General features: G+C 60.1%; 12 protein-coding genes. 8 read left to right on the plus strand and 4 right to left on the minus strand.

Annotation, left to right across the window (positions count from 1 at the left end; all coding sequences use genetic code 11):
- Nucleotides 1–316 precede the first annotated feature (316 nt).
- Nucleotides 317–2410, plus strand: a complete 2094-nt coding sequence (locus ACJ8HA_RS05855; protein WP_164063171.1) for a putative bifunctional diguanylate cyclase/phosphodiesterase — start codon at nucleotides 317–319, stop codon at nucleotides 2408–2410.
- On the opposite strand, the gene ACJ8HA_RS05860 is transcribed toward ACJ8HA_RS05855, so the two are convergent.
- On the minus strand, nucleotides 2407–3603 hold the full coding sequence (locus ACJ8HA_RS05860) for an MFS transporter (protein ID WP_049204017.1): 1197 nt from the start codon (nucleotides 3601–3603) through the stop codon (nucleotides 2407–2409). The genes ACJ8HA_RS05855 and ACJ8HA_RS05860 overlap by 4 nt on opposite strands.
- Before the next feature lie 149 nt (nucleotides 3604–3752).
- Here ACJ8HA_RS05860 and ACJ8HA_RS05865 point away from each other — a divergent pair, with 149 nt between their 5' ends.
- Nucleotides 3753–4670: an ABC transporter substrate-binding protein gene (locus ACJ8HA_RS05865; RefSeq protein WP_021504584.1), complete on the plus strand. Its 918-nt coding sequence runs from the start codon at nucleotides 3753–3755 to the stop codon at nucleotides 4668–4670.
- Nucleotides 4671–4725: 55 nt separating this feature from the next.
- Here the strand turns inward: ACJ8HA_RS05865 and ACJ8HA_RS05870 are convergent, their stop codons facing one another.
- The gene (locus ACJ8HA_RS05870) at nucleotides 4726–6504 is read right to left on the minus strand and encodes a sigma-54-dependent Fis family transcriptional regulator (protein ID WP_197791005.1); all 1779 of its coding nucleotides are present in this window, start codon (nucleotides 6502–6504) and stop codon (nucleotides 4726–4728) included.
- 276 nt (nucleotides 6505–6780) lie between these two features.
- On the opposite strand from ACJ8HA_RS05870, the gene exaC reads away from it, so the two are divergent.
- Complete coding sequence (gene exaC / locus ACJ8HA_RS05875) at nucleotides 6781–8301, plus strand: acetaldehyde dehydrogenase ExaC (RefSeq protein ID WP_442515250.1); 1521 nt, start codon at nucleotides 6781–6783, stop codon at nucleotides 8299–8301.
- A 52-nt stretch (nucleotides 8302–8353) separates the two neighbouring features.
- Here exaC and adhP read toward each other — a convergent pair whose 3' ends face one another.
- Complete coding sequence (gene adhP, locus ACJ8HA_RS05880; protein ID WP_004928541.1) at nucleotides 8354–9370, minus strand: alcohol dehydrogenase AdhP; 1017 nt, start codon at nucleotides 9368–9370, stop codon at nucleotides 8354–8356.
- Nucleotides 9371–9926: 556 nt separating this feature from the next.
- Here adhP and ACJ8HA_RS05885 point away from each other — a divergent pair.
- From ACJ8HA_RS05885 to ACJ8HA_RS05905, 5 genes are all read left to right on the plus strand, one after another.
- Nucleotides 9927–10136, plus strand: coding sequence for a hypothetical protein (locus ACJ8HA_RS05885; protein WP_049207659.1), 210 nt, complete (start codon nucleotides 9927–9929; stop codon nucleotides 10134–10136).
- 355 nt (nucleotides 10137–10491) lie between these two features.
- The gene (locus ACJ8HA_RS05890; protein WP_442515251.1) at nucleotides 10492–18438 is read left to right on the plus strand and encodes an RHS repeat domain-containing protein; all 7947 of its coding nucleotides are present in this window, start codon (nucleotides 10492–10494) and stop codon (nucleotides 18436–18438) included.
- 58 nt (nucleotides 18439–18496) lie between these two features.
- Nucleotides 18497–19372: a Ca2+-dependent phosphoinositide-specific phospholipase C gene (locus tag ACJ8HA_RS05895; protein WP_442515252.1), complete on the plus strand. Its 876-nt coding sequence runs from the start codon at nucleotides 18497–18499 to the stop codon at nucleotides 19370–19372.
- Nucleotides 19266–19931, plus strand: coding sequence for a hypothetical protein (locus tag ACJ8HA_RS05900; protein ID WP_197812632.1), 666 nt, complete (start codon nucleotides 19266–19268; stop codon nucleotides 19929–19931). Before ACJ8HA_RS05895 ends, ACJ8HA_RS05900 begins: the two co-directional genes overlap by 107 nt.
- A gap of 66 nt (nucleotides 19932–19997) precedes the next feature.
- Nucleotides 19998–20291 carry a SelT/SelW/SelH family protein gene (locus tag ACJ8HA_RS05905; RefSeq protein WP_004928553.1) on the plus strand — a complete coding sequence of 98 codons (294 nt, stop codon included), beginning with the start codon at nucleotides 19998–20000 and terminating at the stop codon, nucleotides 20289–20291.
- A 6-nt stretch (nucleotides 20292–20297) separates the two neighbouring features.
- On the opposite strand, the gene ACJ8HA_RS05910 is transcribed toward ACJ8HA_RS05905, so the two are convergent.
- Nucleotides 20298–21239, minus strand: coding sequence for a LysR family transcriptional regulator (locus ACJ8HA_RS05910; protein ID WP_025302807.1), 942 nt, complete (start codon nucleotides 21237–21239; stop codon nucleotides 20298–20300).
- Nucleotides 21240–21305 lie beyond the last annotated feature (66 nt).

A 21305-nucleotide genomic window follows, 5' to 3' on the forward strand; every position in this document is an offset into this window, starting at 1 on the left:
AGACGCATAGCGCCGGCAGAGCAGCCGGTGGAAGAGCATAAAAACACCTGAACATTTCATCAAATAGAAACATCAGATTGATTAACTTTTATGGCAAAACCCCATCGTGGTCCGATCACTTATTTTTCGTTGCAATATAAGGGGGGCTTATAAATAACAGGAGTATTCCTAATGCGTTCACGCTGGATGTATTCCATGCTAGCGGGCTGATTTTTAGCCGCGCCCGCTGGCTATTCCCAATTTCATTGGCAAGACTATATTGAAAGAGGCTCTGCTAGAGAGCGAGAATATGGGTAATTTTCCGAGGAAATGCCGCATGACCCTGTTGCCCAAGCAGACCAATAACAAAAATCCGATTGATCTCTATAGCGAAATCGTAGACGACTTGCCCGGTCTGATTTGCTTCGGCAACCGCCTTGGCGGCTACTTCAATAAACAGTGGCGCGACTATACCGGCGCAATCGCCGGTGAACACGGCGCCGCTGATTGGCTCGATACCCTGCACCCCGACGATCGCGTTCGGCTGGCCACACAATGGCGCCAGGCGATCGTTGCCCTCTCCTCATTCGCCGGCGAGGCACGCCTGCGCGATCGCAGCGGCGCCTACCGTTGGTTTATGCTGGCGTTTAACGCCCGTCAGGACGGCATGGCACTGGAGCCCAGCTGGTACCTCACCGCTACCGACATCCACCCGCAAATGCTGCAACGTCAGCAAAACGTTCAGGCGCTCTCTATCCAGCAAGACATGCTGGACGCCAGCGTCGACTGCATCAAAGTGATCAATCGCGACGGCACGCTGCGGCACATGAACCGCTCCGGCAGCCTGGCGCTCGGCCTGGATCCGGCGCAAAAAGAGTTTGGCATGCCCTGGCTGGGGCTGTTGTCGCCCGAAGTCCGCCGCCGTGGCAGCAAGGCGCTGCACAGCGTCAGAGCCGGTAAAAATGCGCGCTTCGCGGGATTAAGCGTGACGCCGCAAGGAAAAAAACAGCATTGGGACAACATTCTCTCGCCCGTCAGCGATGAACACGGCGCCGTGGCCGAGATCTTGTGCGTCTCGCGCGACGTGACGTCGCAACGCGTGATGGAACAGCGTCTGTTGCTCGCCAGCGAATATGACGAATTGACCGGCCTGCCCAACCGGCGCTTATTCAAGAAAAAGCTGAAGCAAGAGATGAAGCGCGCCCTGCATGGCAACAAGTCCCTCGGGCTGATGCTGCTGGATCTTGACCACTTCAAGCTGGTGAACGACACGCTGGGCCACGCGGCGGGCGACCATCTGCTGCGGGTTCTGGGTAAAAGGCTCAGCGCCTGCATGAATACGCATTCGTTCGTCTCCCGCCTCGGGGGGGACGAATTCGCGGTGGTAATCAGCGACGTTGAAAACGAGCAGGATATTTTCCGCATCGCCAACAAGTTTCTGCTGCAGCTGGAGACGCCGATCACCCACGGTGGCAAGACGCTGCATTGCGGCATGAGCATCGGCGGCGCCATCTACCCCAAAGATGCCCGCGACGCTTCGGAACTGATGAAATGCGCCGATACCGCGCTGTATGAGCTGAAAGACGGCGGCCGCGGCGGCGTCTATATGTTCGATCGCAAGATGATGGACAAGGCCCGCGCGCGCGCCAGCCAGCTCAACTACGCGCGCCAGATCGTGCGCGACAACTGCATCCGTCCCAGCTACCAGCCGAAGGTCAGCCTCTCCGACGGCAGCATCGTCGGCTTCGAAGCGTTGCTGCGCTGGCATTGCCCGCAAAACGGCATACAGCTGCCGGCGACGGTCAGCGAAGCCTTCAACGACTACGAGCTGGCGACCAAGATCAGCGAAGCCATGCAGCTGAAGGTCTTCGCCGATATCGCCCGCTGGCGCACGGCCGGCGTGGCGGTACGCCCTATCTCGCTGAACGTGTCGCCGATCGAATTTTTACGCGACAACTACGCCGAAACCTTCCTGCAGCGCCTGCTGAAATTCCATATTCCCCACCACCTGATCGAACTGGAAGTGACCGAGCACGCGTTCAACAAACATGGCTCCAAGTACGTGCTGCGCGCGCTGCAAATGCTCAAAGAGATGGGCATCCGCATCGCACTGGACGACTTCGGCACCGGACATTCCTCATTCAGCCATATCATGGATTACCCGCTGGACTGCATTAAGCTGGACTGCGATTTCGTTCAACGCATGAACACCGAACCAGCGATCCTGGCGATCGTGGAAAGCATCGGTATCCTCGGTCAGAAGCTGTCGATCGATATCATCGCCGAGGGCGTGGAAACCGAGCAGCAGCGGCAAACGCTGTGCGAAGCCGGTTTCCATATTGGCCAGGGTTTTCTGTTCAGCCGGGCGGTGGAATCCCAGCGGGTGCCCGAGCTGCTGCAAGCGGTGCCGCAATCTGTCGAGGGCCGTTAAGCCCCCTGCCGTGCGCCAAACGGCGCCAGTTGCATACCGATAAGCGTCACTACGCAGATGAGTGCCCCGGCGTAGAAGGTGGAGGCGGAACCGAACAGCTCCCACAAGGTTCCAGCCCCAAGACTCGCCAGCAGCAGCGCCACGCCGCTGATCAGATTGAACATGCCAAACGCGGTGCCGCGCAGATGAGCCGGCGCTGTATGCGCCACCATCGCCGCCAATAGCCCCTGGGTCATGCCCATGTGCACCCCCCACAGCGCTACGCCAAACAGCACCCCGCCCCAATGATCGCTCAGCGCCAATACCAGGTCGGCGGCGATCAGCACCAGCAACCCGGCTTTCAGCAATCCTTCATGGCTCATGCGGTCAGACAGTTTTCCGAACGGATAGGCCGAGCAGGCGTAGACCAGATTCATGGCGACCATCACCAGTGGGATCAGCGCCAGCGGCGTGCCGCCCTGCTGCGCCTTCAACACCAGGAACGCTTCGCTGAAGCGCGCCAGCGTAAAGATCGCGCCGATGCTCACCACCCACCAATAGCTGCGCCCCAGCAGCCGCAGGTTGGCGCGGGTGATCGGGTTGGTGCGCTTGTGGGTTATCGCGGCGGTCGGCTCTTTCAGGCCGAAAAACAGCAGCGCAATCGCCAGCGCCGCCGGGACCGTCGCCACCCAAAAGATGGCGCGAAAATCGTTGTGCCACAGCAGCATCAGGCCGACGGCCAGCAGCGGCCCTAAAAAGGCGCCGACGGTATCCAGCGACTGCCGCAGCCCGAAGGCCGCGCCGCGAATTTCCGGCGGCGTCACGTCGGCCACCAGGGCATCGCGCGGCGCCCCGCGGATGCCTTTGCCCACGCGATCCAGCAGGCGCGCGCTCATCACCATGCCGGACGACGATGCGATAGCGAAAAACGGCTTGCTGATGGCGCCCAGCCCGTAGCCCAGCAGCGCCAGCCCTTTACGTTTACCGAGGTAATCGCTGAGCACGCCGGAGAACACCTTGACGATCAATGCCGTCGCCTCCGCGAGCCCTTCGATCAGCCCGATGACGATCACGCTGGCACCGAGCGTCGTCGCCATAAACAGCGGCAGCAGGCTATGGATCATTTCCGAGGAAACGTCCATCAGCAGGCTCACGCCACCCAATACCCACACGCCGCGCGGTATGCGGCCCAACGTAGCGAAACGCGACGACATGCTTCATCCTCGATCGATTCAGCGCCGCCAGAGGCGCCTCATGATTTTTCCAAGATTGGTTAGTTGATTTTGTTCGTTCACAGATCTGCAGCCTTTAGAGATAGTGCAACGACCGTGTGACACCCATAATAATGAAGGTAATTAACATAATGATATATAGCAAAAAGATGATAGTGATTGCGGCGCTGCTGAGTTTTTCCGCCGCCGCCGCACCGGGCGTGGATCTCGTCGCTAACGAAACGCCGATCCACACGGTGAAGAGCGCCGAAGCCGTGGCCAAAATCCCCGCCGGCTTCCGGTTCGTGGAACCCGGCACGCTGACGGTGGCCATTTCCCTGCTGGGCAGCGGCCCGCCGTTCGGCCTGTACGCCCGAGACAATAAAACGGTGATCGGCAGCGAGGCGGACATCGCACGCCTGGTGGCCGACGGCTTGGGGTTGAAACTCAAACTGGTGCCCACGTCGTGGGAAGACTGGCCGCTGGGGGTGGCCTCCGGCAAATATGACGCCGCGGTTTACAACATCACCGTAACCAACGAACGCAAGACCAAATTCGATTTCGCCACCTATCGGCAGGATACGCTGGGCTTCTACGTCAAGTCCGACAGTAAAATCACCCAGATCAAAACGGCGCCGGATATCGCCGGTAAAAAAATCATCGTCGATTCCGGCACCAATCAGGAAGCGGTGCTGCTGGCCTGGGACAAGGAGAACCGCGCCAAGGGATTAGCGCCGCTGCAGCCGGTGTACGTCACCGATAAGGCCGCCTCCACGTTGGCCATTCAGTCTGGCCGCGCCGACGCCACCTTCGGGCCCAACGTCTCCGGCGCTTATCAGGCGCGGCTGACCGGCAAAACCCGGCTGGTGGGCATTGTGCCCGGCGGCTGGCCGAAGACCGCCAACATCGCCGTCACACTGAAGAAAGGCAACGGCCTGGTGGACGCGGTGCAGGCTTCGCTCAACAGCGCCATCGCCAACGGCAGCTATCTGCAGGTGCTGGATCGCTGGGCGGAAAGCGACGAGAAGATTGCCCATTCGGAGATTAACCCGCCGGGACTGGGGGACTAGAGCATGAACCGGCCCCGCATCGAGGGGCCGGTTATTGATGAGCAATCATGACGTTTCATTCCGCCACCGCTTTCTGCCTCCACAACTTGCGGTACAGCGTGCTGCGCGAAACGCCCAGCGCCTTCGCCGCCCGGCTGAGATTGCCGCCCGCCCTGTCGATCGCCGTCTGCAGATCCGCCTGGCCGGTATCGGCGTTCTCCTGACGCGGCGCCAGCACCGCGATGGACTGAGGCAGATCGTCCAGGGTGAGCACCGCATGATCGTCCGCCAATGCCAGCAGCACCTTGAGCGTACTCAACAGCTGCCGCACGTTGCCGGGCCATGGATAGCGCGCCAGCATCGCCAGCGCCTCCGGCAACAGGCGAATGTCACGCCGATCGCCGCCCAGCTCTCGCCACAACTGCAAAATGAAGGTCTCCAGCTGCGCCCGCTCTCTGAGCGGCGGGATGCACAGGCTGTATTCCTGTATGCGGTACAGCAAATCCTCACGAAACGCCCCCGCCTCTACCTGCCGATGCAGATCGTGGTGCGTGGCGCAGACCAGCGCGAAATCGACCGGATAAGCGCTGCGGCTACCGAGCGGCGTGACCGTTTTTTCCTGTAACACCCGCAGCAGGCGCGTTTGCAGGCCCGCCGGCATGTCGCCGATTTCATCGAGGAACAGCACGCCGCCGTCCGCCTCGCGGATCTTGCCGATATACCCTTTCGGGTTGGCGCCGGTAAACGCCCCCGGCGCATAGCCGAACAGTTCGGATTCGATCAGCGGCTCAGGCAGCGCCGCGCAGTTGATCGCCACGAAGTTGCCGTTGCGCCAGCGGCTCTGTTGAAACAAGCGTCGGCTGAAATGCTCTTTACCGCAGCCGGTTTCGCCGGTCACGCACAGCGAAAGGCCGGCGTTGAGAATGCGTAGCGCCTTCTGATGCTGTTCGTCATGCCTTTCCGCCGGCGGCGGAACCGAACGCAGGGCGCTAACGCGGCGCTGCGGCGCCTCGAGCAGCGAATAATAATGCCGTTGATTGCCGGCCAGCGTCTGGTGCGGTGCGCCGGAGGGCTGTCGCAGCAGGTCGGGAAACAGCTGGGCAAACTCAACCGAGCCTAATGCGGCCGGTGAAAGCCGGAACTCCAGCATCGCCAGCCGATTGGCGGCGACCAGCACTTCGTCGTGAAACACCAGCAGCAGCTCCTGCGCGCTGCCCAGGCTCCCGGCGTTGGCGTGCAGGCGCAGCGTCCAGTGACGGTCGGCGATCGCGCTTCTGACCCAGCGGTGTTCGATATGCCGCACCGCCTGCATGATCAGGCGCTGTGCATCACGGTACGGGCGCTGCGCGGGGGCGGAGAGATCCAGTATGCCGGCAATGCGGCCATCCGGCCGATAGATCGGTGCGGCAGTGCAGTTCAAACCGGCATTTTGGTTGAGGAAATGCTGGTCGCCGCGGACCTCGCAGAACGCGCCGAGTGCCAGCGCGGTGCCGATGGCATTGGTACCCCGATCCGCTTCGCCCCACTGGTTGCCCGGCGCCAGCGCAAAGCGCGACGCCTTGTGCAGAAAGTCGGTATTGCCGCGGGTTTCCAGCACCAGTCCGTCGGCGTCGGCGATCACCACGATGGCGGGCTGGCGCGTAATTTGCGCGCCCAGCTGCTCGATCAGCGGCTGTACCCGTTGCGGCACCCAGTCATTGCGGCTGCGTAGCTCTTCGAGTAATCCGGCTTTGATAAAAGGGATATGTTGATCGGCGCGCGTCAGGCCGTAGCCCCAGCTGCGCTGCCAGGATTCCGCCAGCGGGCGGGTCAACAAACTGGCGCCCTCGGTGGGCAAGCGGTCATCAGGCAACATGCGTTTCTCCCCCCGTTTACGAGTGTTGCAAATATGTATCACAGATGTGTATCAGGCGTTGCGACACGGAACACAAAAACCCATCGCCAGCGGCGGTACCGCATGATTCGTCACGTCATATCAATTTTTAACGCGTTAATAAATAAGATCTTTTAACGATCATCTTCGCCATTCATCAATCTGGCACGGGCCGTGCTTCTCCGTGCTGCGGCGACATGCCGCACTCACAGGCGCAGCCCAATAGCGCCGGTTATCATCTGCAGAGAGGTGCTTCACATGAAATATGTCCACCCCGGTTTGCCTGGCTCGCTGGTTTCGTTCCGCAAACGCTATGGCAACTACATTGGCGGTAAATTCGTCGAACCGGTATCCGGCAACTACTTCACCAACACCTCGCCGGTGACCGGCCAGCCGATCGCCGAATTCCCACGTTCCGACGCCAAAGACATCGAACTGGCGCTCGACGCGGCGCATGCGGCGGCGGACGCCTGGGGCAAAACCAGCGTGCAAGAACGCGCCAACGTGCTGCTGGCGATCGCCGATCGCATCGAGTCGCGGCTGGAGATGCTGGCGCTGACCGAAACCTGGGACAACGGCAAACCGATCCGCGAAACCCTGAATGCCGATTTGCCGCTGGCGGTCGACCATTTCCGCTACTTCGCCGGCTGCCTGCGCGCGCAGGAAGGCGCTGCGGCGGAGATCGACCAAAATACCGTGGCCTACCATATCTATGAACCGCTGGGCGTAGTCGGTCAGATCATACCGTGGAACTTCCCGCTGCTGATGGCCGCCTGGAAACTGGCGCCGGCGCTGGCGGGCGGTAACTGCGTGGTGCTGAAACCGGCGGAACAGACGCCGCTCGGCATCAGCGTGCTGATGGAAGAGATCGGCGATCTGCTGCCGCCGGGGGTGCTCAACGTGGTGCAAGGCTTCGGCGCCGAGGCCGGCGAAGCGCTGGCGCGCAGCAAACGCATCGAAAAAATCGCCTTCACCGGCTCCACGCCGGTCGGCCGCCACATCCTCGCCTGTGCGGCGGAGAACATCATCCCCAGCACCGTCGAGCTGGGCGGCAAATCGCCGAACATTTATTTTGAAGACATCATGCAGGCGGAGCCGGAGTTTATCGACAAGGCGGTTGAGGGGCTGGTGCTGGGCTTCTTCAATCAGGGGGAGGTGTGCACCTGCCCTTCACGCGCGTTGATCCAGGAATCCATCTACCCGCAGTTTATGGAGAAAGTGCTGGCACGCATCGCCACCATCCGCCAGGGCGATCCCTTCGACACCGAGACCATGATCGGTGCCCAGGCGTCAAAACAGCAGTATGACAAGATCCTGTCGTACATCGACATCGCTAAAAACGAGGGAGGCAAAATCGTTGCGGGCGGCGAACCCGCTCAGCGCGGCGACGAAGTGCAAAACGGTTTCTACCTGCAGCCGACGCTGATTACCGGCAACAACAGTATGCGTTTCTTCCGTGAGGAAATCTTCGGGCCGGTGATTGGCGTCACCACCTTCAAGGATGAGGCCGAAGCTCTAGCGTTGGCCAACGACACCGAGTTCGGACTGGGCGCCGGGCTCTGGACCCGCGACATCAACCGCGCCTACCGCATGGGGCGCGCGATCAAGGCCGGGCGCGTGTGGACCAACTGCTACCACCTGTACCCGGCGCACGCCGCGTTCGGCGGCTACAAGAACTCCGGTATCGGGCGCGAAACCCACAAGGCGGCGTTGTCGCACTATCAACAGGTGAAAAACCTGCTGGTCAGCTACGACGCCAAACCGCTGGGCCTGTTCTGAGCCGGGCATAGCGATAAGAAGGCCACCCGCGGGTGGCCTTTTTTAGCGATGCTTATTTCGCCATGCCGAGATCGATCACCATGCGACCGCGAATGGTGCCCGCCTTCATCTCGTCGAAGATGGCGTTGATATCGCCCAATGGCCGTTTGGTCACTTTCGGCGTCACTTTGCCTTCGGCAGCGAACTGGAACGCCTCTTTCAGATCTTCGCGTGTACCGACCAGCGACCCCACCACCTGAATGCCGTCCAGCACCAGGCGCGGAATGCTCAGATCCATGCTCTCCGGCGGCAGCCCCACGGCCACCACTTTACCGCCGGCGCGCACCGCATTGACCGCCGAGTTGAAGGCGGCTTTCGCCACCGCCGTCACCACCGCCGCGTGAGCGCCGCCGGTTTGCTGCTGAATGATCTCCTCCGCATTTTGCGTTTTGGAGTTGATGGTCAGATCGGCGCCAATCTGTTTGGCGAACTCCAACTGGCCGTCGTTGACGTCGATGGCAATCACTTTGGCGTTAAACACGTTTTTGGCGTACTGCAACGCCAGGTTGCCCAGCCCGCCCAGGCCATAGATGGCGATCCACTGCCCCGGCTTGATATCGGAAATTTTCACCGCCTTGTAGGTGGTGACCCCGGCGCAGGTGATACTGCTGGCGGCGAAAGAATCGAGCCCGTCCGGCACTTTCACCGCGTAGTCCGCCACCACGATGCACTCTTCCGCCATGCCGCCGTCAACGCTGTAGCCGGCATTTTTCACCGAGCGGCACAGGGTCTCGTTGCCGCTGACGCAATATTCGCAATGGCCGCAACCCTGGTAAAACCAGGCGACGCTAGCGCGGTCACCCACTTTTAACGAGGTAACGCCCTCACCGACGGCGGAGACCACGCCGATACCCTCATGTCCCAACGTAATGCCCGGCACCTCGCCGAAATCGCCGTTTTTCACGTGCAAGTCGGTGTGGCACACCCCGCAACACTCCATTTTTAACGCCGCCTCGCCGTGCTTCAGCGGGCGCAGCACTTTATCCTGAATGTCTACGGTATGGTTTTTCGTCACTACGGCAGCTTTCATGCTGTATTCCTCCAGCCGGATTATAAAAACGGTCTTGATCACGGTCGTTACTGTCACCCAGGGCGACAATTCACATTCTCTTTTTCCGCTAAACGGTTAGCTTTAAAATATAGCAGAGAAATTTTTTTTATTGAATTAATTGCACGGCATTGCAGAAGCATGAGTGCCATTCACTTAACACAATAAAAACAACGCCCTCTAATTAATGTAACACCACCTGTCACAGAAATACCCTTAGTTTAATAACGACTGAATAAGATTATAATTAACACGCTTAACATCATTGATAAAAAAGTTATTTTATTTATCATCATGATTTTGAAATGGTTTAATTTTATTTATGCTTTCATTGACAGAATCAATTACCTCCCCTAGTTTTAACTATGCTGTTTATCTCTGATAAGACTTTTCTTCACCTTCTATTTTTCATCGCCGCTATTTTTAGCGGCGCTACCCACAGCCGTCTAAAAATTCGAGGTTATATATGTCGACGACACAATTTAAAGTTATTAGCGTCAGTTCCGGCTCCACTCAAAGTTTGGATTTTGGTTCACGGGTGATTAATGCTTCCGTCGCCGTTCAGGGGTTTAACGTTTCTTACGGCAACACCGACCACCACCTGAAAACAATCGACGTCTCCAGCGCGATCGCCGGCCTCAGCGGCAGCAGTGTCACGGTGTCCGCCACCTGCTTTATGGAGGACAAATCCAACAATAAAACCTCAGGTACGGTAAGGGTGCTGGTGATCGCCGAATGCGAATCCTGAGACGTTGAGCGGCCGCTGGCCCGCCGTTTGGGCGCAGAGGCGCATCGCCTGGCTTTCAATCGCCCCTGGCGATTGAAAGCCATTTTGTTTCCCTGCGCTTTATCGATGAGGGTATTTAAAAATGAGTGACAAAACCAACGGTCAGATCCCGCCAGTACGGCCAAGCCAATTCGAAAGCAATGAAAAAAACATATTCGAAGACAGCGTCAATCTGTTTCGCGGCGATGTGAATTTATCGCTTGATTTGGTTGCGTTAACCGGAAGGAATCAACTCGACGTCAAAGTCACTGCATTTTATGGCAGCAACATCAAAAATGAAATTTATCAATCAAATGTTAGCGCACCAACCGGAATTATGGGATTAGGCTGGCAATTGCCTTTCGAACGCATTGAAGTCGATCACCGGGATAATGCAACACCCGGTGACAACCTTTATCGAATTTATACCAACAACGCCTCATCAGAATTAATTCGCGCGCCCAACGATTGGCTGAGAGCGAAATTACCAATCGCCGCCACCACCGCGCTCAATAGCGGCAAAGTGGACACCGAAATCCAATCCGCTTTCATCGCCGCCGGCCTGCAGTTGGGTTGCCATGCTCAGGTCGTCACGCGGTTCGACGATCGACAATGGGAAATTATCGACCCAGTCTATCAGCGCACCTTCAACGTGCTGCGCCAGGACGCCGAACTCGCCGTCTTCTCCGGCGGTGAAGCGTTTGAGTGCTTCCACTATGATTTCAGCAAGGTCCTGTATTATCCGCAGTTCGAACGCTGGGAGCTGGTCAAGGACAACGGGGTCAGCTACTTCTACGGCGGCAACGCGCAGGATGATCAGAGCATTCAATGGAAAGTGCGCTGGGGCAACTGGTCGGGACAATCCGCTTTGACCCACTCTCCCCAGGGCGATGCCTTGCAGTCTCGCTTTGCGGCAATCTGGAATCTGGCGCAGGTGGAAAGCCTGTGGGGCGATCGGATCGCCTTCCGTTACGAGGCCGTTGAACAGCCGGTTGGCGAACGAGGCTTAAGTTTTACCAAAGCCTGCTACCTGACGCGCATCACCGACATGTTCGATCGCACCGTCGATTTTGGCTATCAGGAGAAGCGGTACGACACGCAGTCGCCCGCAGGCCCACGGGAATACCTGTCTCCGCATTGGGATACCCCCTACAGCAAGGCCCCCGGCAACGCCGCTTCAGCCTATCAGGATCGCTACGAAACGCGCTATCTGGACAACATCGTCGTCAAAAACTCGCAGGGCACATTGCTCTATGCGGTGCAGCTGAGCTACGACACGCAGAGTAATTTCAGCGGTTACCCGCAAAGCGATCCGCTTTACGGTGATACCGTCAAACGCACGCTCACCGGCGTCCAGCGGCGCTATGCGGAAAATTGTGCGCTGCCGCAGATGCAGTTCAACTACTGGCCGGCGGGTACGGTCAATGCCGGCGCGCTCAGTGGCGCCGTCACGCCGGACGGTGCGAAAATCGCCTACCGGTATAAGCAACAAACGATGCCGCTGTGCGATCGCCAGCGGCAGATCGTCAGTCCCTGGCCGCGCAGCGCCAAACCGCGCGTATGGTTCGGCGGCGATTACGCGGTCTGCCTGTGGCTTAACGAGTCGAGCGACCAAATCCACGTCACGTTTTACACCTGGCTTGGGCGCTGGCAATGCTGGGCTCCCGAGCAGCAAACGATCAAGGCCGCTTTCGACATCAACAGTGTCAACGTCGTCACTGCCGGTGATTTCGCCTGCCTGACCTATGCCACCCCGCAGAGCGGCAAATCCTATGCGCATGTCTATCACAAGGATAACCGCAAATGGGGCGAGTGGTTCGACAGCGCGCCAATCGCCGCCAACACCACCCAACTGCAGCTGGCCGCCGGCGACAACTTTTTTGTGGTCTGCGACAAGGATCAACGGACGCTGCTGCGCTACACCTGGGATAACTTCACCAAACGGTGGGCGATCGCCGATAGGTCTGGCGATCTCAACGCCACCGCCCGCCCCTACATCGCGGCGGCCAACGGCTATTACGCCGTCCTGGATTATGCCCCCCTCACCGGCGGCGAACACCGTAATCGGCTGGCGCTTTATTATCAGGATAGCCAAGAACAATGGCGAAACGGCGCCTCACTCCCGCTGGTGTTCACCCTCGGCGGCGATGCGTCGGCCACCCGTTTCGGTTTTGCCGCCGGCGCCTCGTTTATCGCGCTGACCTACATCACGCAGGAGGTTTCGCTCAGCGTTGATTACACCGTCAAGGTCATCGGATGGGACGCGGCATTCGGCGCCATGACCAGCACTGACTTTCCCTGCCGCCTGCCGAAAAGCGCGCCGTCGCAAACCCTCACCATTCCGTTCCTGGCAAAATTCGTCAACAACGCCATGATTGCGTCCGGCCCCTATCTGCTGCGCTATAACGGCGCAGACTGGCTGCGTAACGACAGCCTGCTGTTACGCAGTACCTGCAGCGATCAGGACATCAACTGGTTCGCCTACGGCGCCGATTACGCAATCGCCGTCAGCAACCGCGAATTCGCGGCTCAGGCGCGCATGGTAGCCTACGATCCCAACCGGCAAATCACCGCCTGGAACGATGCGGCGCGCGATCTCTATACCCGTGACGATCCGACTTCGGAAAGAAAAAGACACTACTTCCCGACGGCAGGCGCGGATATCGCCACCATGGGCAACCGCGTCTATCACCGCGGTTCCTGGTGCAATTGGTTGGACGCGGCAGCCGGATATGCCGAAGTGCCCTACGCGATAGACAGCACCACCATGATCAATCAGGGACCGCGCTTTATCTCTTATCTGAACCTGGACGGCACGGCAGCCAAAAACACCACCGTGAAAACCTTCCGCAATCAGGCCTTCGCCGGCGATGACACGCTCACGCAACGTTATTTCACGCAGATTGGCGTCTCCGGCATGGTCAAACCCAATATCAACGGCCAATATCCCGCCGGCCTGTCCGCGTTCGTTACCTATCTACCGCTTAACAAAGACTTCGATAATGCGGAAAGCCTGACGCTGAATCGCTACCTCGACAACACGCTGCAAGGCGCACTGGTGGATTACTGCGTCGACACGGTCAGCATCGATGACGGCTACGCCGTCAGCACCACCTGCTACGTGTTCGACATTGCGACAGCGACCTGCGACCCTACCGGCGCGGTCTTCAAGTACTACAAGAGTGCCAGCTATCCCGGCAGCGAGAGCATGTCCGCGCCGCGCTTCGGCTATCGCGAGAACTATTACTTCAATGGCCTGACGCGCCAGGATCCGCAGGTCGGCGAGCGAGTTCGCGCTGCAGATCAAGCGTCATCCGGGCTGTTGGACGGCCAATTGATCGAGCAAAAGGTGTTTGACGCCGACGGCAATCTGTTGGTTCACGAACAAAAAAACCTGATGGCCTTCACCTCCGTAGCGATCGACGGCGTCGAGCGACCGCTGTTCGGCGGTTATACGCGCTGCATCGCCGACAACAGCCTTAATGATGGCCTGGCGATACGTACCGATTATCGCTATGACTCACGCTTCGGCAAATTGATCCGCGAGCGCTTTGACAATGTGACCGCCACCGGAGAAACGCAGGGCGTTGCCAAACTCTACGGCTATGCGTTCGAAGCCTATCCCTGGTTCTTACTGAAAAATGCGATCGACGCGCCCTTCAGCCAATTCGACGCAGCGGGGAGCGCGGCGCTGGGAGAGGCGCTGCCAATCTACGCCGGCAGTCTGCAACGCTACGGCGCTCTGCAACGGCAACAGCCGCTTGCCGATGAAGCTGCGCCGACAGTGTGGGCCGCCACGCAAGCCTATGTGCTGCAAGCCGCGATTGGCGCCCAGCCCCCCAGCCCGCCGGCGCTGGCAAGCGATCCGGGTGACGCGTGGTTGCCGGTAGGCACAATACTGGCCAGAACATTCTATGGTGCGATCCTCTCCCAGAAAAACAGCGAAAGCCAGGTCGAAAGCACGCTGTGGGACAACAACCAGATCCTGCCGGTGGCGGCGTTCGTCAGCGGCGCGGCGGATGAGTGCGATTTCATCGGTTTCGAACCCTATCAACACAGCACCGATCCCTGGCGGCTCGACGGCGATACGGCGATCGTCGACGACGACGCCTATGTCGGCAGCCGCAGCCTCAAACTCGGCGTCGGTGCGACCCTGACCCGAACGGCGCCGCTGCGGCAAACGCAGCCGGTCGTTGTCTCCGCCTGGATCAAAACCTCGCCCGGTTTCAACGCGGCGCCCGGTGCGGCAAACTTGATCAGCCGTAGTGGCAACGCCGCGCCGCACACCACGCCGATCGTCCCCACGGCAGAAGGCGCTTGGGTTTACTGGCAAAGCGTCATCCCCTATAGCGGCGATCCGGAGCGTCCGCTCGCGCTCGCCTTCGACAACCAAAAAACGGTCGGCTATGTGCTGTTCAACACCGTCAGCGTCACGCCGTTGGCCAGCAAGATGGAGGCCCGCTGCTACGATCCGCTGTATCTGGATGAGATCGCCGTTATGGGCAACAACGCCGATGTCCAGCGCTGCGGCTACGATCCGCTGCGGCAAAAGTTCGTTGAGACCGGGCCACAAGGCGAAAGCAAGAAAGGCGTGGTGAACTATGCGCCACGCAGTTGGCACGATACGCTGCCATTCAGCTACCCGCAGCACGATCCCGCCAGCAGCTGCGAAATTCTGGCCGCCGACGGTGGGCAATACGAAACCTTCACGCAGGGCGAACAAACCTGGACGCGCTGGCGGCGCGACGACGACAGCGCCTGGCGTCTCAGCCAGGGCCGGCTACTGCATTGCGGTACGACGCTCAACCGCCTGCGTTGGTTGGCCACCGCCGGCCGCTACGCGGTGGGCTTCACCCTTTCGTCGCCGGCGACGCAGAACCTCGCCTTCGGCCTGACGATCGGCGACAGTCTGAGCGCCCAGTGGGACGCCATCGCGGGATGGCGGCTGACGCTGGCGGGCAACACCTACACTGACGACGCGACCAACGGCTGCCTGCCCACCTCGGTGCTGCTGGTACCGGGCGACGATGCCGTTCTGTTATATGCCGACGGTCGTCAGGTTTTCGCCCTTCAGACCGATGCGAGGATCGACGGTGAATTCAGCCTGCAGGCACAGGGGGAAATCTATTTTGCCAATGCGGTTACCTTCCGTTCGCCACAGCTGGCCATCACGTATAAAAACGCCAACCGGCAGGAAACGCAGCATCAGGTGCTGAACGAAGGACGATGCCTGGTGCGTGAAACGCTGTACGACGCGCTGGGCAATACGGTTGCCGAAACCAAGATCGCCGCCTTTGAACGCACGTTGTTCGGCTACCGGGCGGCCTTTGTCCGCACACTGGACGCCGCAAACGGCGTGATGACCGGTGAAGTGAGTGATTATTACCCGCAGGACGAAGGTTACCCCTATAGCGGCACCCGTTATGAGGCTTCCTCGCTGAAACGCCCGGTGGCCAAAGGCATGCCAGGCAAAATCTTCGCCATTACCGGCGACAACCCGCATATTACACGGTTCATTTACGCCGTCACCGATCACACGCAGGTGGCAGGTATCGCCTGTCGCCCTGGAGAATTGCGGGTGAGCGCCCTGTACGATGCCGATGGCACCGGCGTGCTGTCACTCAACGATCGCCGTGGCCAGACGCTGAGCAAGCAGACCGAGGCCGGCGGCGTTGTTCGCGACGCTGTCCAACAGATCTTCGACGCGGCGGGCAATATCGTGCAGGTTCGCCACCCGTCGTCTTCCCCGGCGGATGACGCCTTCATCAGCCACAATCGCTACAACTTCCTGTGTCAGCTCGCTGCACGCGTCACGCCGGATGCCGGAGAAACGACGTATATCTACGATCCTGCCGGACGTCTGCGTTTCAGCTCAACGCCGCTGAGCCGCGCGAAAGACCGCGTGTTGTATAAAAAATATGACGTTCTGGGGCGCCTGAGCGAGGATGGCGAAGTGGCGCAAGCCTGGGGTGACGGTTCGGCGCTGCAGGCGATCGCCGATAACGATCCGCACTACCCGCACCATGATGACTGGCAAACGCAAAACGTCTATGACGGCGAAGGCGACGAGCCGACTCTGCGCGGCCGCCTGTGGAAAATGTACCGTCGCGCCGCTGACGGACTCTGCGTCGAAAACTGCTATGGCTACGATACGGGAGGCAATGCGACCCTGTCGCAACTGCGTCTGCCGGACGCTGGCGATTACATCACGGGCTATGCCTACGACAACCTCGGCAACGTCATCCGCATCGATTATCCCGCCGGCGCGCCGCTCGCCAGCGTGGCCTATCGCTATAACGACATGGGACAAACCGCCGCCATCGGCACGCCGGACGATCCGGAGAAGTTCGTTCGCTACCGTTACCATGCCGACGGCAGCCTGGCTGAAGAGCAGCTGAATTCACAGGGGGGGCGGGCGCTGCGGCGCACCATGAGTTATAACTCTCCCGGCTGGTTGAATGAAATCAACAACCACTATGCCGACGGCGCACCGCTGTTGAAACAACGCTTCAGCTACACCGACGGCGGCTACGAGGGCGCCGGTTACTTCAACGGCAATATCGCCGGCGTAGTGCACGACAATGCGGTCAGGCCCGAAAACAGCTTCGCTTATCGCTATCGCTACGATCCGCGCGGCCAATTGACGGTCGCCGAGCACAGCGTCAATTCCGCTTACAGCCTCGGCGTCGGCGCGCCGCTGACCTTCGACGCCGGCGGCAACATCCTCCGGCTGCAACAGGGAGACACCCTCTTCAGCTACGAGTATCAGCCGAACAGCGGCAAAGTCGCCGCCGTGCTCGCCAATGACGCGGTCGCGCAGCGTTACGAGTATGACGTCGTCGGTAACGTCACGCTCTCCGCCAGTCGCGGTATTCAGCGTATCGATTACAACCCACTGAATAATCTTCCGTTAACGATCGCACTGGATGACGGCCGCCAGCTTGCGCTGTGCTACAACGGCATCAATCAGCGGGTGCAAAAGCGGTTCGCCGACGGCAGCAAACTCGCTTACGTACACGGCCTGAGCGACGCGCCGCTGATGGAGTTCGGCGCTCGTACGACGCAATATCTCTATGGCGTCGGCGGATTGCTGCTGCTCATCGACGGTGGTGAGGCCCAGTACGTGCTGAAGGATCAGCAAGGTTCGATCCGTGCCGTAGTGGCGGAAAACGGTCAGGTCAACGCATTGCTCGACTACATGCCCTTCGGCCAATCTTTGCCGACTGGCGTCGGCACGTCCTCGTTACTGCGCTATCGCTACACCGGCCAGGAGTTGGATGAAGATTTGGGACTCTATAACTATCGGGCGCGCTTCTACGATCCGCAATTGGGGCGCTTTTACTCCTGCGATCCTAGATTCCAGTATGGCGGCCCTTACGTCTACTGCGGCAACAACCCGGTTAATCAGACCGACCCTTCCGGTGAGATCGCCCCAATCATTATCATCTTGCTGATCGGGGCCGCCGTCGGCGCCGTGCTGGGCGGCGGGGTCGCCCTGTACAGCGGCTATCAGTCCGGATTGCGCGGTGGCGCGCTAGCCGGTTATGTATTCGCCGGCGCAGGGATAGGAGCCCTCGCCGGGGCTCTGTCCGCCGCCGGCGGAGTCGGCGCCTTTGCCGCAGGGTCGGCAGCGGCGGCGGCGGCTTCCACCACCGCCGGCGGCATTGCGGCGGGCCTGGCGGCCGGCGCAGGGGTCGGAGCCACCGTAGGCGCGGCAGTAGGTGCGGCGCAGGGAGTGAGCCAATTCTTCATCAACGACGCCTTTGGCGTCGCCAACAGCGGCAGTTGGCAACAGTCGCTGCTGAAAGGCGCCGTTACCGGTGCCGTCGGCGGCGCGATCAGTGGCGGCGCCGCAGGGGTTGGCGGTGCGGCCGCCTTCCAGCAGGCTGCGCGTTTCGCCGAGCTGACCGGCGGCAACGGCTGGGCCTTCAGCCCGACCTCGCTCACCCAGGTCAGCAACGCCTACAACGCTTTCGGTAGCCTGGGCATCGTGCCGTTGCCAGCCTTCGTCAGCCGCATCCCCAACTACAACCTGCCACTGGTCGGGGGAATGCAAAGTTTCGTCCTGGGGAAATTCAGCCTGCCAACTTTCAGCAGTCTCGGCGGTGCGGTGGCCAAGCAGACCGTCTCGCCGCTGCTGCCGAGCGGCGGTGGCACGGCGACAGGAACCCCGCCGACGGCCTTCTATGGACAACAGGCCTACAGCCCGGCGATGACCGGCAGCATCGGGCTGCAAACGGCGCTGGTATTGGATCCCGCCGGCTGGAGCAACGGCAAAGCATAACCCACGCAGGGTGCGGGACTGCGCGTCCCGTCCCTGCGTCTTGATGAGAGGCAACGTCATGAATGATGCAACGATTCGCTACCATCAGGTGCGGCAAAAGAGCACCCACAACTCGTATCAACGCACGGAAAGCTACCCGGCTCAGGCGCTGTACTGGCGCATCCGTTCCCTTGAGATCGATATCCACAACAGTAATAACGCCGCCGGTTGGCCGCAGTTAAACGGCAACTGGTACGTTTATCATCTGGCGGTCATCGATCAGGTCAGCTCAGTCAACACCTTGGCGGATGCACTGGACGCGCTGTTGGCGTTTCATCGCGCGGTGCCGCAGCACGAAGTCGTCACCCTGTGGCTGGATTTGAAAGACGACTTCAACGCCGCCCGAGATCAAACACCCGAATCGCTCGATCGTTTGTTGGCCGAGCGCCTGGGGCGCGAACACATTTGGGGACCACCCGATCTGATCGGCGACTGCACCGATCTGCAAGCAGCGATCGCCGCCTATGGGTGGCCGTCGCTCGACACCCTGCGCGGCAAGTTCATTGTTGGCTGCACCACCGGCGATCTCGCCTCGCCGAATTCGGTGCTCAATCAGTATGTGCAAAACGGCGCCACCGCCAATCAACGGCTGGCGTTCGTCACGCCGGAAATCACCCAGGCGCAACAAATCGACCAACACGCCTGCGCCGTGATGTTCAACCTCTCGGCCGCCCACACCGCCCTGGCGAACGCGGTGTTTACCGCCGGCTTTGTCGGCCGCGCCTACGGCCTGAACGACGCAAACAGTTGGGCTACCGGCTGGAACAGTCGCGCGCACCGATCTGCCGATGACCGGCTATCCGTTTACCGGCATCGACGTCACGCTACCGCCGGATCTGACCGAATCCGGTGCACTCTGCGCCATCAAGGTCGACTCCGGCGATATCTGGAATAAACGCGACAGCGGCTATTTTCGTTTCGATCGTGCCACTATCGGTGCCGAACGCACGCTCAGCGCCTTCGTCACCAACCCGCAGTCACATACCGACGGCTTTATCAAAGGCGGAGTGATGGCGCGGGCCACGACCGCCGATGACGCCGCCTATATCGCAATATTTCAAACCGCTGCTCACGAAATCCGCATGCAGTACCGGCGGGATAACGGCGCCGGTACGGAAAAAATCGATGCCCGTCTGCCAAATGGCGTCAACGGCAAGCCCGTCGTCAGCAGCAATACGCCGATATGGCTGAAGCTGACGGTTCGGGGCGATGGCCACCAGGCACAAGGCAGTTATTCAATCGACGGCCTGATCTGGCACGCCGTAGGGGAGATCGGCGTCAGCCAAACGCTGCCGCTGCAAGGCTGGGCGTCCTCTTCACACGGCGCCGGCTCCGTAAAATGGCTGTTCGGCGGCGCAAAGACGCCGACAGAGAGCACCGTCTTCGGCAACTCGGCCACCGGCGAATTCATCGCCGACAGCGCCCCTGCCGCGAGCCTCGGCCCCTACCGTTAGGAAAATTGACAACGGCGGTGCGGCAGCTGATGATGCAAGCACCGCTTCCTACTCGATCCGCCAACGATGAAAAATGCCCCCGCAGTGACGATCCACTACTGTTCGCAATGCAACTGGCTGCTGCGCGCCGGCTGGATGGCGCAAGAGCTGCTAAACACCTTTGGTGACGATCTCGCCTCCGTCACCCTGATGCCGGGCACCGGCGGGGTCTACCAAATCAGCGTCGATGGCGTGATGATTTGGGATCGCAAGATTGACGGCGGCTTCCCCGATGCGGCGCAGTTAAAGCAGCGGCTGCGCGATCACAGCTTCCCCGATCGCTCTCTCGGCCACAGCGACGGTAAAAAAGCCAGGCACTGAAGGCCGTCAGCGCCCCGTCGGCGGCTGCGCGCCGATAATGCGCGGCATCGTTTCTTTCATCATTTCCATGAATTTGCGTAAACGCGCGGGATAATAGCTGGCGTAAGGATACAGCAGGTAGATAGGCAGTGGCTCGGCTCGCCACAGGGGCAACAGCGTCTGCAGAGATCCTTGCGCCAACTCTTCTTTCACCACCCAAGACGACACGATCGCTACGCCCAGCCCTTCCAGCGCCGCTTTACGCGCCGCATAAAGGCTGTCGGTGCTCAACCTGGGTGCGATGCCGAAACGCCGCTGCTCGCCGCTGGTCGCGTGGGTCAGGACGACCTCATTGCGATAAAAACTGTTTACCGCCAGCCACGGCAATGATGCCAAATCGTCGAGATCGACGATCGCCGGTCGTTCAGTCAACAGTGCGGGTGACGCCACCGTGCTGCGCGGCACTTCCGCCAACAGCACCGCCACCACCGAAGGATCGGTCACCGCACCAACGTGAATGGCGCAGTCTACGCCTTCGGAAATGAAATCGGGAGAGTGGTCGTTCAGCGTCCACTCCACGCTGGTTTGGGGATAGCGCCGCAAATACTCCCCGAGCGGCCCGATCAGCTGATCCTGCCCAAAGGCGTGCGGAGCGCGCACGCGCAGTGCGCCAACCGGTTCGTCGCGCGCGCCGCGCAGCGCATCTTCCAGGCTTTGCCATTGCGCGAGCAAGCCGCGCGCTTGCTGATAGCAGCGTTCGCCGTCATCGGTAAGATGGAGCGCATGCGTCGTCCGTTGGATCAACCTGGTGCCCAACAGCTGTTCCAACGCCCGCAGACGTCGGCTGATGGTCGGCTGCGAGGTGCCCAGCTGCTGCGCCGCCGCCGACAGGCTCCCGCTCTCGACAATACGCACCAGGGTTTGCAGCAGGATTATACGGTCGCCGTTGGGTAAATTAATTTTATTCATACGTGTTACGTATAACAGTTCTACCCATATCGGGTCTACCCGCCGATAACATTCACGACAAAAATA

Origin of the sequence: Serratia sp. CY33802 (genome assembly GCF_052169095.1) — a bacterium.
In the GTDB taxonomy this organism is placed as follows: domain Bacteria; phylum Pseudomonadota; class Gammaproteobacteria; order Enterobacterales; family Enterobacteriaceae; genus Serratia; species Serratia bockelmannii.